Origin of the sequence: Suilimivivens sp. (assembly GCF_037359455.1) — a bacterium.
In the GTDB taxonomy this organism is placed as follows: domain Bacteria; phylum Bacillota; class Clostridia; order Lachnospirales; family Lachnospiraceae; genus Suilimivivens; species Suilimivivens aceti.
This window is the reverse complement of sequence record NZ_JAXXXI010000035.1, coordinates 243,864-260,268: the sequence shown is the minus strand read 5'-3', so window position 1 is coordinate 260,268 and position 16,405 is coordinate 243,864. Positions and strand designations below refer to the sequence as shown.

At 44.4% G+C, this 16,405-nt stretch carries 17 protein-coding genes; 1 reads left to right on the top strand and 16 read right to left on the bottom strand.

Translation table 11 applies throughout. The annotated features are described in order from the left end of the window. Positions 1-8 precede the first annotated feature (8 nt). The 9 genes from hisB to WJQ40_RS06290 all read right to left on the bottom strand — a co-directional run bounded on the left by hisB (position 9) and on the right by WJQ40_RS06290 (position 7,405). Positions 9-596: an imidazoleglycerol-phosphate dehydratase HisB gene (hisB, locus tag WJQ40_RS06330; protein ID WP_118796972.1), complete on the bottom strand. Its 588-nt coding sequence runs from the start codon at positions 594-596 to the stop codon at positions 9-11. 14 nt (positions 597-610) lie between these two features. Further along, positions 611-1,906: a histidinol dehydrogenase gene (gene hisD, locus WJQ40_RS06325; RefSeq protein WP_337538714.1), complete on the bottom strand. Its 1,296-nt coding sequence runs from the start codon at positions 1,904-1,906 to the stop codon at positions 611-613. Between the two features lie 70 nt (positions 1,907-1,976). Next, positions 1,977-2,627 carry an ATP phosphoribosyltransferase gene (gene hisG, locus WJQ40_RS06320; RefSeq protein WP_118796970.1) on the bottom strand — a complete coding sequence of 217 codons (651 nt, stop codon included), beginning with the start codon at positions 2,625-2,627 and terminating at the stop codon, positions 1,977-1,979. Position 2,628: 1 nt separating this feature from the next. Next, complete coding sequence (hisZ, locus tag WJQ40_RS06315; protein ID WP_337538713.1) at positions 2,629-3,762, bottom strand: ATP phosphoribosyltransferase regulatory subunit; 1,134 nt, start codon at positions 3,760-3,762, stop codon at positions 2,629-2,631. Positions 3,763-3,902: 140 nt separating this feature from the next. Next, on the bottom strand, positions 3,903-4,442 hold the full coding sequence (locus tag WJQ40_RS06310) for a Holliday junction resolvase RecU (protein ID WP_337538711.1): 540 nt from the start codon (positions 4,440-4,442) through the stop codon (positions 3,903-3,905). Continuing rightward, the gene (locus WJQ40_RS06305; RefSeq protein ID WP_337538709.1) at positions 4,414-5,442 is read right to left on the bottom strand and encodes an RluA family pseudouridine synthase; all 1,029 of its coding nucleotides are present in this window, start codon (positions 5,440-5,442) and stop codon (positions 4,414-4,416) included. Before WJQ40_RS06305 ends, WJQ40_RS06310 begins: the two co-directional genes overlap by 29 nt. 11 nt (positions 5,443-5,453) lie before the next feature. Next, on the bottom strand, positions 5,454-6,023 hold the full coding sequence (locus WJQ40_RS06300; protein WP_262573077.1) for a hypothetical protein: 570 nt from the start codon (positions 6,021-6,023) through the stop codon (positions 5,454-5,456). A 12-nt stretch (positions 6,024-6,035) separates the two neighbouring features. After that, positions 6,036-6,683, bottom strand: coding sequence for an HAD family phosphatase (locus WJQ40_RS06295; RefSeq protein ID WP_118796965.1), 648 nt, complete (start codon positions 6,681-6,683; stop codon positions 6,036-6,038). Next, the gene (locus tag WJQ40_RS06290; protein WP_337538707.1) at positions 6,668-7,405 is read right to left on the bottom strand and encodes a pseudouridine synthase; all 738 of its coding nucleotides are present in this window, start codon (positions 7,403-7,405) and stop codon (positions 6,668-6,670) included. Before WJQ40_RS06290 ends, WJQ40_RS06295 begins: the two co-directional genes overlap by 16 nt. A 167-nt stretch (positions 7,406-7,572) precedes the next feature. On the opposite strand from WJQ40_RS06290, the gene WJQ40_RS06285 reads away from it, so the two are divergent. Further along, on the top strand, positions 7,573-8,382 hold the full coding sequence (locus WJQ40_RS06285; protein ID WP_337538705.1) for a nucleoside recognition domain-containing protein: 810 nt from the start codon (positions 7,573-7,575) through the stop codon (positions 8,380-8,382). Here the strand turns inward: WJQ40_RS06285 and WJQ40_RS06280 are convergent. From WJQ40_RS06280 to WJQ40_RS06250, 7 genes are all read right to left on the bottom strand, one after another. Beyond that, positions 8,330-9,517 (bottom strand): N-acetylmuramoyl-L-alanine amidase, encoded by a 1,188-nt coding sequence (locus WJQ40_RS06280; RefSeq protein ID WP_337538704.1) that lies wholly within the window; start codon positions 9,515-9,517, stop codon positions 8,330-8,332. The two genes, WJQ40_RS06285 and WJQ40_RS06280, sit on opposite strands and share 53 nt — an antisense overlap. Before the next feature lie 90 nt (positions 9,518-9,607). Further along, complete coding sequence (locus tag WJQ40_RS06275; RefSeq protein WP_262573085.1) at positions 9,608-10,219, bottom strand: vacuolar family H+-ATPase subunit H; 612 nt, start codon at positions 10,217-10,219, stop codon at positions 9,608-9,610. A gap of 12 nt (positions 10,220-10,231) precedes the next feature. Then, positions 10,232-10,726, bottom strand: a complete 495-nt coding sequence (gene coaD / locus WJQ40_RS06270; RefSeq protein WP_118796961.1) for a pantetheine-phosphate adenylyltransferase — start codon at positions 10,724-10,726, stop codon at positions 10,232-10,234. Continuing rightward, entirely contained in the window at positions 10,723-11,277 is a 555-nt protein-coding gene (gene rsmD / locus WJQ40_RS06265) for a 16S rRNA (guanine(966)-N(2))-methyltransferase RsmD (protein ID WP_337538700.1), read from the bottom strand. The genes coaD and rsmD overlap by 4 nt, the downstream gene beginning before the upstream one ends. Before the next feature lie 11 nt (positions 11,278-11,288). Next, entirely contained in the window at positions 11,289-13,529 is a 2,241-nt protein-coding gene (locus WJQ40_RS06260) for a DNA topoisomerase (ATP-hydrolyzing) (protein WP_337538698.1), read from the bottom strand. Positions 13,530-13,548: 19 nt separating this feature from the next. After that, positions 13,549-15,471 (bottom strand): DNA gyrase subunit B, encoded by a 1,923-nt coding sequence (locus WJQ40_RS06255; RefSeq protein ID WP_262573092.1) that lies wholly within the window; start codon positions 15,469-15,471, stop codon positions 13,549-13,551. Positions 15,472-15,492: 21 nt separating this feature from the next. Further along, positions 15,493-16,359 carry a DegV family protein gene (locus WJQ40_RS06250; RefSeq protein WP_118797129.1) on the bottom strand — a complete coding sequence of 289 codons (867 nt, stop codon included), beginning with the start codon at positions 16,357-16,359 and terminating at the stop codon, positions 15,493-15,495. Positions 16,360-16,405: the final 46 nt, after the last annotated feature.

Below are 16,405 nucleotides of genomic sequence, written 5' to 3'. Positions count from 1 at the left end.
TTTTCATATTATAAGCTCCCCTTGGTACTGAGTACATCCTGGATCCTCGGATCCTTTTCAACGGCCATATCCAGTGCTTTGGCAAAGGCCTTGAACATGGCTTCAATGATATGATGGTTATTGCTGCCATCCAAAAGCTTGATATGAAGGTTCATGCCCACACTGTAGGAAATGGCATAGAAAAACTCCCTTACAAGCTCGGTATCCAGTTCTCCGACCCTGTCTACTGTAAAGTTACAGTCAAAGTTCAGATAGGGTCTGCCACACAGATCTACCGCACAGAGAACAAGTGTTTCATCCATGGGAAGAATGCAGGAGCCATACCGGCGGATTCCTGCCTTATCGCCAAGAGCCTTTTTGATCACAGAACCGATTACAATACCAGTGTCTTCTACGGTATGGTGTCCGTCTACCTGCAGATCCCCTTCCACCTCCAGGATCAGGTCAAAGAATCCGTGTCTGGAGAATCCCTCAAGCATATGATCAAAAAATCCGATGCCGGTATCAATGTTGGAATTGCCGGTGCCATCCAGCTCCAGCGTTGCAGTAATATCAGTTTCTTTTGTTTTACGTGTTACAGAAGCGTTTCGGCTCATAACAGATTCCTTTCTTACTCTTCTTCAAATCGTACTTTAATGGAATTGGCGTGGGCAGTCAGACCCTCTTCTTTTGCAAACAGTTCGATGTCCTTATGAACACGGGCAAGTGCATCTTTTGAATAGGAAATGATGCTTGTCTTCTTCATAAAATCATCTACATTTAAGGGAGAGAAGAATTTTGCCGTGCCATTGGTTGGCAGGATGTGGTTCGGTCCTGCAAAATAATCACCAAGCGGCTCTGAGGAGTATTCTCCAAGGAAAATTGCCCCTGCATTTTTGATCTTGGTCATGGTTTCAAACGGATTTTTCGTCAGGATCTCCAGATGCTCGCTGGCGATCTCATTGGCAGCATGGATCGCATCCTCCATGGAATCTGCAAGGAAAATGGTACCGTAATTATCAAGTGAGGCCTGAATGATAGCCTTTCTCTCCAGTTTTTCTGTAAACTGTTCAATTTCTGTAACAACCTGATCAGCCAGTTCTCTGCTTGTGGTAATCAGGATCGCACTTGCCAGTTCATCATGCTCTGCCTGGGAAAGAAGATCCGCTGCTACATATCTGGGATTTGCACTTTCATCGGCAAGAACCAGGATCTCACTGGGGCCTGCGATAGAGTCAATACTTACAAAACCAAAGCATGCCTTCTTGGCAAGGGCTACGAAAATATTTCCGGGTCCTGTGATCTTGTCTACCTTGGGAATGCTTTCTGTACCAAACGCCATGGCTGCGATTGCCTGTGCACCGCCTACCTTATAGATCTCATCTACCCCTGCAATATCTGCAGCAACCAGTGTGCCTGGATTTACCTTTCCGTCTTTTCCGGGAGGGGTTGTCATGATAATACGGCTAACACCCGCTACTTTGGCAGGGAGCACATTCATCAGAACACTGGAAGGATAAGCCGCCTTGCCGCCGGGAACATAAACACCGGAAATGGCAATAGGCAGGATCTTCTGTCCAAGGATTGTCCCGTCTTCTTTGGGGATGATCCAGCTTGCATGAAGCTGCTTCTCATGAAAAGCCCTGATGTTTTCTGCTGACTTTTTCATAACAGCTACAAATTCAGGACTGATCTTTGTATAGGCCTCTTCAATCTCTTCCCGGGTGACCTGTACAGTTTCCCTGCTCAGGCTGCAGTGATCAAATTTCTCCGTATAATCAAACAGGGCTTTGTCACCATGCTGTCTTATATTTTCAATGATCTCATTGACCGTCTTTTCATAACCGCCATAGCTTGAAGGACTTCTTTTCTGCAGCTGCAAAAGCAGTTCTTTTCTTGTATTTTCATTCAGATTGATGATCTTCATGAGGCTTCCTCCTGTTGGTATGCTTTCTGTATATTCTTATAGTTCATCATTACCTGTTTCATACTGATTCTCAGGCTTCACACAGAGGCTTCAGCTTCTGGATCAGGCTGCGGATCCGCTCTGTTTCCATCTGCATGCTGACCTGATTGACTATCATTCTTGCAGACAGGGGACAGATCTCCTCCAGCACCTCAAGGCCATTCTCCCTTAAGGTGGAACCGGTCTCTACGATATCAACGATCACATCTGAAAGCCCGACGATAGGGCCAAGCTCTACAGAGCCGTTCAGTTTGATGATATCTACAGTCTGATGCTTCTTGTTGAAGAAATAGTCTTTGGCAATATTTGGATATTTACTGGCTACGCGGATCCTTTCGTGATGCTTTAACAGCTCTCTGGCCTGTGCAGGACCACAGACACACATCCGGCATTTTCCAAAGCCAAGATCCAGCACTTCATAAACACGTCTGTTTTCTTCCATGATGGTATCGCTTCCGACCACACCAATATCAGCTGCACCATATTCCACATAAGTGGGGACATCAGGTCCTTTGGCAAGAAAAAAACGAAGCTTCAGCTCCTCATTGACAAAGATCAGCTTTCTGGAATTCTTATCCTTCATCTCTTCACAGGTGATTCCTGTTTTTTCAAGAAGCTCCAGTGTTTTATTGGCAAGTCTTCCCTTACCGAGGGCAAAGGTAAGATATCTGTCGTTGTTCATGCTACTCTCCTCTTTCCTGCATATTCTTTTCCGGAACAAGTGCCACCCGGATGCCCTCCTGCCGGAGTTTTTTCGCTTCTCTAAGGGCTGCCCTGAAGCTGTCCTTAGCATAGATAATGATCCTGACAGATTCCTTTTCAGGCAGCTGTATATTCTGATGGAAAAGAGCCTGCATCAGATCATCGATCACAACCATAAAACCAACAGCCGGTGCTTCCTTTCCGAAACGGGATAACAGATTGTCATAGCGGCCGCCTTTCAGGATCGCATCCCCGACACCGTAGGCATAGGCCTTGAAAATCACACCGGTATAATAATTGTATTTGCTTAACATGCCAAGGTCAAAGGAGATATATTTCTCCACACCGTATTCACAAAGCACCTGATACAATGCAAACAGTCTTTCTACGGCACTTCTGGATCTGTCATTATCGACAATCGCAGCTGCTTCCTTCAGCATCTCTGCACTTCCAAAGAAATCTGTAGTTTTCAGAAGCATTTCCCTGTGCTTTTCGTCAATACCCTTTTCAAGGAGAAGAGCTTCGGCACCGAAAATGTTCTTGCCGGAAATATAATCACGAAGAGAAAGCTCTGTGTCTTCATCCAGTCCTACTTCCTCACAGATTCCCTTAAAATACTCGATCTCACCAATGCTAAGCTGAAATTCCTGAAGTCCCGCCGCAAGCAGGGAGGAAACAGCAAGGGCAATGATCTCTCCGTCAGCTTCCACACTGCCATCCCCCATCAGCTCTGCACCCATCTGGGTGACTTCCTTTAATTTACCCTGCAGATTGCTGGTGTTTGTGAAAGTATTTCCTAGATAACAGAAACGGATCGGTACATCTTCATCCATATAATATTTGGCAGCACAGCGTGCCATGGAAGGTGTGAAATCTGGTCTAAGGACAAGGGTATTACCCTCCTTGTCAAAAAATTTGTACAGCTCTCTGGAAGGTGTAGTCCCGATATCCTTGGAAAAAACATCAAAAAATTCAAAAGTCGGTGTCTGGATATCTTCATAGCCGTAGCTGTTTAACTGTCCATGGATATGTTCTTCTATGGCCAGCTTGACTGCGTATTCCTTTCCATAGATATCCCTGACGCCCTCAGGTGTATGTACCGGCTTCTTATTCATGGTGATAAAATCCTTTCTGGTGCAGTATGGTTTTTTATGTATCGCCAAATACTTTAGTAGATTACAGTGCTAATATGCTACCATGGTAGTGTTTAAAACTATTGTCAGTATAACGAAAAGAGAAATACTTGTCAAATAGTTTATGTATAATCTCGATCCTCAAGATCTTTCTGCAGGATGTCAAGATAAGGAACAAGGATACCATTATGCTTTGGCAGATAATAGTCCGGATTCAGTTCTTCCCTGCGAAAGCTCTTCCGTCCTCCTTCCTTTGCCCGGATCCAGAAGAACATCAGCATATCAAAGGGCAGATAATAAAATAGATCCAGATGAGTGTAATAGATCAGAAAAAAAGCGATCCCCCTCTGCTTTTCGAAGGCCTCCATAAAGGTCACCTGATGTTCATGGATATTCTGAAGACTGAATGTATCCACAGCACATTCTTTGGCATCAAAACAGACAGGGATCCCCTGAACGGCACCAATATAGTCAACGGTACTTTTCTTATCAAAATAAGCCAGTGTGATATGCCTGCTTGTCTGATCAATATTGATCGGTGTGATCGGCGTTGGAATCTTCTGGATCAGAGCCAGTCCCTTTTCCAGATATTTTTCGTTGGTTCTGTTGATCAGTTCCTCAAGTCCTGCTCCCCTAAGACCTCTGGAATTCCATGTTGTCATCAATATTCTCCTTACCTTTTATCTGCAGAAGCTTTTGAAAGGCATTCGGCTCCGGTGCCGTAAAGCGGTGGATCTCTTCTTCTGCTAAAAGACGGCAGGGTGGAAATTCCAACCGATAAGCATGCAGAAGCTGTCCCCTTCCGGAGATCAGCTTTTCGTAGCGGTGATTAAAAGCGGCTTCCCCGTATTTATAGTCCATCAGCAACGGGTGGCCGATGGATGCCATATGTGCACGGATCTGATGGGTCTTTCCGGTGATCAGCTCCACCTCAAGATAAGTCATATCGGAAAAGATCTGAAGTGGATAAAAGCGTGTCTCAATATAAGAACTGTTATCAACAGGCTTGTTAATAACACTTACCCGGTTTGTTTTTTCGTCCTTGACAAGATATCCCTTTAAAGACAATTCTTTTTCCAGCCGCCCTTTTACAAAAAGCCGGTAATATTTCCGTACAGCTCTTGTCTTTATCATTTCATTCAGCTTCTGACTTCCCATAAGGGTTTTGGCACAGATCACAAGTCCACTGGTATTCCGGTCAAGACGGTTGCAGACAGATGGTTTAAAGGTCTGCAGGGACTGTTCTGAAATAACTTTATGATAAAGCAGATAGCCGATCATCCATTCATTCAGGGAAAGATCGGAATCACTGGCCTTCTGGGTCAGAATGCCTTCCGGTTTATTCAGAAGAAGCATATGTTCATTTTCATAAATAACAGAAATACCCTTCAGGGATTGAAAGGCTTTTTCATAGGAAGAGCTTTTGGCTTCCTGTGCACCGGCAGCCTTAAATTTCAGAAAGGTCTCTTCTGAAAAGAAAAGCCTTACGGTATCTCCGTTTTTCAGTACCTCGTTTCCGGCAGCCTTTTTACCGTTTAGTTCAATATTTTTTTTGCGCAGCATTTTATAGAGAAAAGAAGAAGCTGCTGCAGGAAGAAGCTTTTGAAGGTATTTGTTAAAACGCTGTCCTGCTTCTGACTCTTTGATCGTAAACTGGTACATAACAGCCTCTCTTACAGGGAAATATCATAAAGGATGACACGGATCTCATCATCTCTCTCAGGTGTTTTGCCATGCTCTGATTTGTTAAGACTCACCAGTCTGTCACAGTATTTGCCGGTATCACGAAAGATCTTGATGGTCATGTCTTTGAAACCGCCCTGTTTTAACATATCAGCCAGATGCGTTTCACAGGCCTGCAGATTACATTTGTCATCTTCTGTAAGACCACAGATTGTTTTGCCGTCAACTACCATATGACTGATGGCAAAATTTTTCTTATAGGAGGTAAAATACATGTCAAACATACCAACCAGATCACCGGTCACAGCTTCTGCCTGTTCCTTTACTGCTTCACTACAGCCTTTAGCCCGGCAGAACATGACATAATTCACAAGGCTTTTGGCAGCCGGCAGGCAGCCAAGCACTGCTACAACCGTAAGCAGGTTTTTCCGTGATCCGGTAGAAATAATACCGGCAAACAGAAGTGCCAGGGAAATAACGAAATAAAGAATCGTACGCAGCAGAACAAAAGTCCGCTTTGTTTTAATATAACCATAAGTACCCTTAACTGCTTTTTTCATCTGCTATCCTCTCTATTTTGTGATCTCTGTGAAATCTTCAATATAATAATCAGCAAGCTCACGCTTTTCTTTTTCCTGATAAACCGAATAGGCATCTGCCACAGCACATACCTTCATACCTGCATTTCTGCCCGCCTGCATACCCGGAACAATATCTTCGAAAACCAGACAGTGTTCTGGTGAAACACCACATCTTCTGGCAGTTTCCAGATAAACATCCGGCCACGGCTTCCCACGGTTTACCTCGCATCCTGTCACGATACCGTCAAAGTATTCTGTAAGGCCATGTGAAGCAATGATCGCATCCACAAGCTGTCTGGAATTACTGGTAGCGATACCAAGACGGATTCCTTTCTTCCGGCAGAGCGCAAGAAATTCAGGAACCCCTTTTTTCAAGGGCACCTCATTCACGTACTTGTCAAAGGCCATGGCATTCCAGTCTTCCTTCATCTTTTCGATGGGATCCGGAATGGAAAACTTCTGTTTGATATAAACAGCCGTTTCCGTAAAGCTCATTCCTTCAATCTCCTTCTGCAGGGTTTCCGGAAGCGACAGGCCAAATCGTCCCAGATATTCAACATCAATATCATTCCATACCCACATGGAATCTACCAGCGTACCGTCCAGATCAAACAGGACCGCCTTTATATGTTCGAGCATAAGCTGTTTACCTCTTCTTCTGTTAATTCACGGATGCGTCCTTCAGGCAGATCTTCATCCAGCACAAGGCTTCCCATGGAAACCCGCTTCAGATACGTGACGGTAAGACCGATGGCCTGGAACATCCGTTTTACCTGATGGAACTTTCCCTCTGTAATGGTCAGAAGGCAGCTCTTTTCAGATAGCAGCTTAGTTTCCGCTTCCTTTGTCAGTGCCTTTTCTCCGATATCCACACCGATTTCAAGCTTTTTGAGCTCTTCTGGAACAATGGTCAGATCCGTTTCCACATAATAGCATTTTTTCACATGCTTTGCAGGAGAAAGCAGTCTGTGGGAAAGCGCACCGTCATTGGTCAGGAGCAAAAGTCCTACCGTATCCTTATCCAGTCTTCCAACAGGAAAGATATCATCTGAAGGAATGCCATACAGGTCTTTATTGTCATGCTGGGAAAGCTGTTCCTTCAAAAGATCCAGTACGGTTTTATCTCTTAAATCTTCTGTAGCGCTGACAACACCTGCAGGCTTGTTCATCATATAATAAACATAAGGCCGGTAGCGGAATTCCTTCCCCCTGTAGCTGACAACCGCTGTCAGTTCATCCACTTTGTCATCCGGCTTAAGCCCTTTCTTTCCATTGATGAGGATCTCTCCCTTCTTCAGGAGCTCCTTCACTTCTCTTCTGGAACCTATATTCAGTTCGCATAAAAACCTGTCAATTCTCATAGCTATAATAATAACACAAACGGAGAAAAGAACCACTCATTTTGTTAAAAAAGAATTCATTTCCATTAACACTGATATGTCTTTTTCTGTTTATGGGAACACTCCTTCTATTCCCGGGGCAATGCCTGTCCTTTGCACTCACAGGCTTAAACCTCTGGTTCCAGAAGATGATTCCATCCTTATTCCCCTTTATGGTACTGTCAGGCATATTGATCCGCATGGATCTGACAGACCGGTTTGTTTCACTGCTCCGCCCTCTGCTCACCCCAGTATTCAGGGTAAATACTGACTGCCTTTATGTGATCATCATAGGGTTTCTGTGTGGATTCCCCATGGGTGCTGTGGCAGTTACAGATCTTTATAAAAAAAGACGGCTTTCTGTTACAGAAGGAGAATTTCTGCTTTCCTTCTGTAATAATATCGGACCGGTTTATTTCATCAGCTTCGCCCTTCCCAGCATGGGAAATCCGCCGCTCCTGCCCTGCCTCTTTGGCATGTATGGCATACCACTGCTTTATGGGATAGTTCTCCGCCATACAAGATACCGCTGTAAGTTGTCTGCTTCCGCAAGAAAAACGCCAGTTCTCTGTCAGGCTTCTTATGAAAAAGAAGCTTCGCTCCTTGCTGCACTGGATGAATCTGTGACAGCCTCCCTGCACAGTATTACAAAGCTTGGCGGTTATATGATCCTGTTCCAGATCCTGAATGTATATCCGTCCCTGTTTCTTAAACAGGGACTGTATCCCGGGATTGCACAGGGACTACTGGAAATATCAGGAGGTCTGGCACTGCTTCAGGATACCTCTCCCTGTATCTCCCTGATTCTGCTTGTATTCTGCGGTTTCTGCTGTCTTGCCCAGACAGGGAGCGTCCTTGCAGGAAGTCCGTTTTCTCTTATCTGTTATTTTAAGAACCGGCTCTGTCTTACCATTCTTTGTGCCCTTTATTACGTCGTTTTCTTTTCTGTAACAGCCTGATGACAAAATAAAGGCTTCCAGTCAGAATCAGACTGACACAGAGGATCAGAAGGATCAGGGAGCCTTTTTCAGCCCGAATTTCTGAAGCTGACATGGAAAGATCCAGTGGAATTCTGGAAAGTGTTTCTGTTTCACTGGTAATTTCCTCCGTTTCCTCTTCCTGTAATGGAATAAAAATGGTAATTGTATTGCTTTCCGTTTTCAGATCATAACCATTGTAAACGCATACCTGCAGATCTGCCGTTTCTTCCTCTGGGAGTGCAACGGTAAATTCATGCTCTGGCAGGGAGCTGTCCCAGTTTTCTCTTGGCCATGGATATAGCTCACTGTATTCTCCCTGGTCAAAGCGATAACAGTAATACTGGATATAGCCATCAGAATCAGATGCTTTAATTTTCACATCTGCTTCCCGTCCATAAGGATCAACAGATAAAAGTTCAATCTGGCAGATTTCCGCTTCTGTCTGATCCGGTCTGTTGATTTCTTTTATGGAAAAGCTCTGGTTCACATGACCGCTGAAATCTTCGCCTGTTTTGGGGGATTTCAGCCCGAAATATTCGGCAGCAGCCTTGCCATCCTCCCGTCCGAACGTTACAAGCTGTTCTTCACTCTGCTGGTAAAAAACCTTGTCACGGGACTGATCCAGATGACAATGCTCGATCAATGCCGCTGGAATCTCAAGGTCTGTACTGGCTCGTAAGATTCCGTAATAATTATCTCCACGGGAATTCAGTCTGGTCTTGATCCCTCTGGAAAACAGACCCATATCTTCAAACCTTCTCATATTGATCTCAGCAAAGCTGCGTCCCTTGCTGTAATATTCTCCAAAAGCAGATACCCAGACTTCAGAACCGTATAAATTATGGTTAACAGAACTGTTAAAGTGAAGACAGAACAGAAAATCGGCATTTCTGTCTTTTGCAAACTGCGCACGCTCTTCTAATGACAATTCCTGATCTGACTCCCTTGTCAGATAGACAACCACATTGTCGTAGTTTTCCAGTTCTTTCTTCATCGCTTTGGCAACGATCATCGTCATTTCTTTTTCTGTATATCCATCTACCTGGGCACCCAGATTTTCTCCGCCATGCCCCGGATCAATCACAATAACGGTATTTCCCTGTAAATCCGGCATAAACTGTTGTCTCCTTTTAAATGTGCGCCGTCAGGCGCACTCAAAAAAACCGGCCTGCCCTGTGGCAAACCGGTTTATGCTGTTCCTGTTCTAGATCATATCCAGATTGAGGTCTTCGGAGGAAGACTGTGCTGCCCCAGGATCCTCTACGATGGTATCCGGTTCCGGCGGATTCAGCTCCACACGGTTAGCGTTGACCACGTCATTATACTGATTCAGGGAACTGATAAAGCTGTCATAATGATCCTGCGTGGTTTTCATCGTCTGTGTCAGCAGATTCTCTACGTTGGCGAGAATGCCGTCTGTATACTGCATGGCAGCGCTTCGCATATTGTTGGCTTCAATCGTAGCATTATCCAGGATATCCTGTGCCTGCTTGGTTGCCATGGTGACCACTTCATTGGCCTGTGCATATGCCTGCTGCATGATCTCGTGTTCATTGATCAGCTCATTGGTATGGATCGTAGCATCATTGATCAGTGCCTCAGCCTTGGCTCTTGCATCATTTAAGATTGCTTCTTTGTTACTGATGATCTTCTGATAACGCTTGATCTCATCAGGTGTTTTCATACGAAGCTCTCTTAAAAGCTCATCGATCTCTTCTTTGTCTACAATGATCTTGGTATTGGAAAAAGGCTGATATTTGCAATTATCAATATAAGTTTCGATCTCGTCGATTAACTGCTCGATTCTGCTGCTCATGGAAGAACCTCCCTATTTGTCTATATGATACCCAAATTTCTTATATACCCGCTCAGCCACAAAATCCGGTACTGACATGGAAATATCACCATGAAAGCTTGCAATTTCCTTGACCGTTGAGGAGCTTAAGTAGGCATACTCAAGCTTCGTGGTCAGGAAAACCGTATCAAGTGCTCCTTTGGACAACAGCGCATTGGTCTGTGCATTCTGCAATTCATATTCAAAGTCGGTAATAGCACGAAGTCCTCGGATCACGACATGAACATCTTTGGCTTTCGCATAATCAACCAGAAGTCCACTGAAAGATTCCACCTTTACATTCGGGATATCTTTCGTTGCTTCTTTCAATATAGTAACACGTTCCTCTACAGAAAACAATGGAGTTTTTTGCGTGTTATTCAGTACACTGACAGTCAGCTCTTCAAATATTTCTGCTGCCCTCCTTATAATATCCAGATGCCCGTAGGTTACGGGATCAAAGCTTCCGGGATAGATTGCTCTTTTCATTGTGCCGCCTTTCTGCAGAACACGTGCTTATTCGTCTTATATCTTTTTTCACGGACTATGGTAAATCCAAGTTCTTCTACAAAGGAAAAATCACGATCAAGAGCTGCTTCAGTTATGATGAGCGTATCCTCTGTAATATATTTCTGCTGTTTTAATGCAGAAAACACATTTCTTTCAACCTGAAGCTGATAAGGAGGATCCATGAATACAATATCAACTTCTTTTTCGGAGATCAGGGACAGTGCACTGACAGCATCCTGCTTTAACAATGTTGCCTTATCCTCGAATCTGGTTGTTGAAAGATTTGCCTGGATACAGGCTATGGCGTCCTTCGCATTTTCTGCAAAATAAGCATGTCTGGCACCACGGCTCAGGGCTTCGATCCCGATACCTCCGCTTCCGGAAAACAGATCCACAAATATACTTCCCGGAATCTCACCCTGTATCATATTAAACAATGTTTCCTTGATTCTGTCTGTTGTTGGCCTTGTATCCATTCCTTCCGGTGTTTTCAACAAAAGACGTCTTGCTGTTCCTGCAATTACCCTCATAATGATCTCCTTTATACTCTGGGTTTCGTTCCTTTCGAATCCCGTCTGCCGGTTTTGATCCTGGACAGATCAAACTGTTTTTCCTTAAATTCTATGACAGGATCTGCCATGCCCGGTCTTGTATAATAAACGTTTTCAACCTGATCCGTACCTGTCAGCTTCATGCCTCTGACACCAACGGCTCCCTTTTTCTTCTCCGGTATTTCTTCCAGGGAAAATTTCAGGAAATATCCGTCTTTCGTCTGCAGTATAATATCCTTCTGCTCCTTCAGTACAGATACATCCACGATCTCATCTCCCTCCTGCAGCTTGGTGGATGCAACCATTCTCTTTGATACATCAAATTCGCCACCATCGACGATCTTCATCATGGAAAGCTTCGTAACGAAGATCACACGATACAGATTCAGTGACGTCTGACTGGTAACAGCAATAATATGTTCCTTATCCGAACTGAAGTTACTGATATTATCGATCGGAACTCCCTTATCACGGAATTTTCCATAGGGAATATCGGCTACCTTTACGGTATGGAGCTGGCCTGTATTGGTAAATACACAGACCTTGCCCGTATTCTTACAGGTAAATACATACCGTGACTCGCTGTCAGCAGCTTCCTTATTTCTTTCATAGGTAGCTGTGTCAACACATCTGGCATAGCCAAAGCGATCCATCAGGAAGACAACATCCATCTCTTCCGGTTTCTTTTCTTCATAAACAGCTTCTGCAAGATTTTCAATCTGTGTTTTTCTGGCATGTCCAAAGCTTTTCTTAATGGCATCCAGTTCATTCATGATAACCTGTGCCATGGCATCTCTACGGGAAAGGATGTCCTCATAACGATAAATATTGGCCATGGTCTCTTCATGCTCATTGATCAGTGCCTCCAGCTCCAGGCCGATCAGCTTATAAAGGCGCATTTCCAGGATAGCATTTGCCTGCTTCTCCGTAAACATAAGCTGTGATGCCATGATCTTTGACTCTTTAAACTTGAATTTGATACCCTCTGTCTTACCTTCCACAAGACATGCCTTCGCCATGGCTCTGTCTTTGGAGCCACGCAGGATCTCAATGATCAGATCAATGACATTGCAGGCCTTGATGAGACCTTCCTGTATTTCCTTCTTCTCCTGTTCTCTTGCAAGAAGTGTGGTATATTTTCTGGTATTGACCTCATACTGGAAATCCACATTACATTTAATGATTCCCTTAAGCCCCATCGTTTCCGGGCGGCCTCCGGCAATCGCCAGCATATTGACCCCAAACGTATCTTCCAGTCTGGTCTTTTTGTAAAGCATATTTACAAAGTTTTCCACGTCCGCATCTTTTTTCAGCTCTATAACGATACGGATTCCTTCTTTAGAAGACTGATTGGTGATATCCACGATATCCATAGTCTTCTTCTGCTCGGAAAGAGCTGCCACATCCATCAGGAACTTGGCAATATTGGCACCGATCATGGGATAGGGTATTTCTGAAATGACCACATTGGTTCTGCCGGCTTTTCCCTTTTCGATATCCACCTTTCCACGAACCTTGATCTTACCGGTTCCCGTCTCATAAATGGACAGAAGCTCGTCTTTATTGATAACGATTCCTCCGGTCGGAAAATCAGGTCCCTTTATGTACTTCATAAGTTCTGCCGTAGAAACGGATTCATCTTTCATATATGCCTTCACAGCATCAATGACTTCTGAAAGATTATGAGGCGGGATACTGGTCGCCATACCAACAGCAATACCTTCAGAACCGTTTACCAGGAGATTTGGGAATTTTACCGGCAGAACAGACGGTTCTTTCTCTGTCTCATCAAAGTTTGGCACAAAATCAACGACATCCTTATCGAGATCAGAAAGAAACGCTTCCTGTGTCACCCTCTCAAGCCTTGCTTCTGTATAACGCATGGCTGCGGCACCGTCTCCTTCGATATTACCGAAGTTACCATGTCCATCAATAAGCGGCAGCCCCTTTTTAAACTCCTGGCTCATGACAACCAGTGCATCATAAATGGAGCTGTCTCCGTGAGGATGATATTTACCCATGGTATCACCTACGATACGGGCACTCTTACGATAAGGCCTGTCATAGCGGATACCCAGCTCATGCATATCATAAAGTGTTCTTCTCTGAACCGGCTTCAGGCCATCTCTGGCATCCGGCAGGGCTCTTGCAATGATAACACTCATGGCATAATCAATATAAGATTTCTGCATCAGTTCAGAATATTCTGTTTTTATGATTTTCTCGTCCATTTACAGTAAAATGCCTTTCTTAAACATCCAGCTCTGCATCAGTTGCATGATCGTAAATAAATGCCTTTCTGGGAGGAACATCAGTCCCCATCAGCATCTCTGTGACTTCAGATGCCATCCTGGCATCCTCGATCTCTACAAGCTTAAGCATTCTCGTATCCGGATTCAGCGTGGTTTCCCAGAGCTGATCCGCATCCATTTCACCAAGTCCTTTGTATCTTTGCAGTGTAAAGGATCCCTTGTGCCGTTTTCTGTATTTTTCCAGTGCCTTATCATCATACAGGTACTCTTCTTCTCCTCTTGACGGCATAGCCTTATAAAGAGGAGGCATGGCAATATACACATGTCCCTCAAAGATCAGCTCTGGCATGAACCGGTAAAACAGAGTCAGAAGCAGAGTGGAAATATGGGCGCCATCCACATCGGCATCGGCCATGATAATGATCTTGTCATAACGGAGCTTCGTAATATCGAAATCATTTCCGTAGCCCTCGGAAAAACCACATCCAAAGGCATTGATCATGGTCTTGATCTCAGCATTGGCGAGCACCTTGTCAATACTTGCCTTCTCTACATTCAGGATCTTACCTCTGATCGGCAGGATTGCCTGATAAGCTCTGTTACGGGCTGTTTTTGCACTGCCACCCGCAGAATCTCCCTCTACGATAAAAATTTCACATTTGGAAGCATCCCTGGATTCACAGTTTGCCAGCTTTCCATTGGAATCAAAGGAAAATTTCTGCTTCGTCAGCAGATTAGTCTTTGCCTTTTCCTCTGTCTTACGGATCTTGGCCGCTTTTTCTGCACAGCCGATAATGCTTTTCAGTGTTTCCAGATTTCTATCAAAATAACGGATCAGTTCATCATTTGTCACCTTGCTGACTGCCTTTGCCGCATCCTGATTGTCAAGCTTGGTCTTGGTCTGTCCTTCAAATCTGGGATCCGGATGCTTGATGCTGATCACTGCAGTCATACCGTTTCTGACATCTGCACCGGTAAAATTCACATCCTTTTCCTTCAGGATATTCAGTTCTCTCGCATAGGTATTAATGATATTGGTAAAGGCTGTCTTAAAGCCTGTCAGGTGGGTACCTCCCTCTGCATTGTAAATATTATTACAGAAGCCAAGCACATTTTCATGAAATTCGTTCACATACTGGAGAGCACCCTCTACCGTGATCTTATCCACCTCTCCCTTAAAATAGATCACATCATGGAGAACCTCTTTGGATTTGTTCATATCCTTGATAAAGCCAACAATACCATCTGGTTCATGATAGGAGATTTTTTCAGGGATCTCTTTTCTCTTATCCTCAAAATGAATGGTCAGCCCAGGATTCAGATAAGCGGTCTCATGGAGCCTGCTTTTGATTTCATCCTCCTTGAACCTTGTCTTGTCAAAGATTGTATCATCCGGCAGGAAATTAATGCTGGTTCCGGTTCCCTTTGCCCTGCCAACCACAGGTAAAAGACCATTCTCTAACGGGATCACCGGATTTCCTTTTTCGTATTTATCTTCGTAAATATTACCGCCATTTTTTACCCTGACCGTCAGATGGGTTGAAAGAGCATTTACGACAGAAGAACCAACACCATGGAGACCACCACTTGTCTTATAGGCAGAATCATCAAACTTACCACCTGCATGAAGCGTTGTAAACACAAGACGTTCCGCACTGACTCCTTTTTCATGCATGCCTACTGGGATTCCACGGCCATTATCCTCTACAGTAGCAGAACCGTCAGCCTCCAGGGTAACAGAAATTGCATCACAGTATCCGGCAAGATGTTCATCTACTGCATTGTCTACAATTTCATATACGAGATGATTCAGTCCTTTGGTAGATACGCTTCCGATATACATACCGGGTCTTTTTCTGACTGCCTCAAGTCCTTCCAGTACAGTAATACTGGAGGCATCATATCTGGCTTCCTTTTCCATTTTAAAAACCTCTTTCTGTTTCTATGGCTGCAGCTTTTTGCAGCAGGCTACCGCAAGTGCACCGGGGCCAATATGGCATGAAACACTTAAGGAAAGCGGATCTGGCTCTACATTGAACCCGGGGAACTCCTTTTTCAGTTCTTCACAGAAATGAAGCGCATTTTCCCGGTTCTTGGTATAAGCAACCTGCAGATAAATATTATCCGGTGCTGCCCCTCCAAAGCGGTTTTCCATATCTGTACGGATGGCATTGACCATCAGTGCCTTGCCCTGTCCTGTTGTCCTCGCCTTGGCAAAGGCATCCAGCTTCTCGCCCTGGATCTGCAATACAGGCTTTAATTTCAGAAGCGTTCCGATCGCCGCCGCAGCCGGTGTGATACGCCCACCCTTTTTCAGATAAAACAGGGTATCCAGCATAATATAAATACTGGAGTTAAATTTATCATTTTCAAGGATCTCCCTGATCTCAGCTGCATTCCGTCCTTGTCCGGCAAGCATCAGAGCATCCATACAGGACTGTTTCTGGGTAACAGAAATACGCTGATTATTTACAACCTGTACTCTGCCGTCAAATTCTTCAGACATCATCATGGCACTCTGGCAGGAGCCAGAAAGACCGCTGCTCATGGGAATATGCACAATTTCATCATAATCTGTAAGAATTTCCTTCCACAGGTTCATGACAGCTTCTGGAGACGGCTGGCTTGTGACCACGTTTGCACCGGCTTCCAGTTTCTCATAGAACTGCTCCTGTGTCAGGTTCACATCTTCAAAGAACTGTTCTTCATCAATCATAAAAGGCATAGGCAGAACAAAGATCCCAAGCTCTGTTCCCTGTGCCTGCGTAATACCACTGTTACTGTCTGTGACGACTGCCACTTTTCCCATGATTCCATCCCTTTCTTCTAATAAAAAGTACAACATCTAGTGCTTT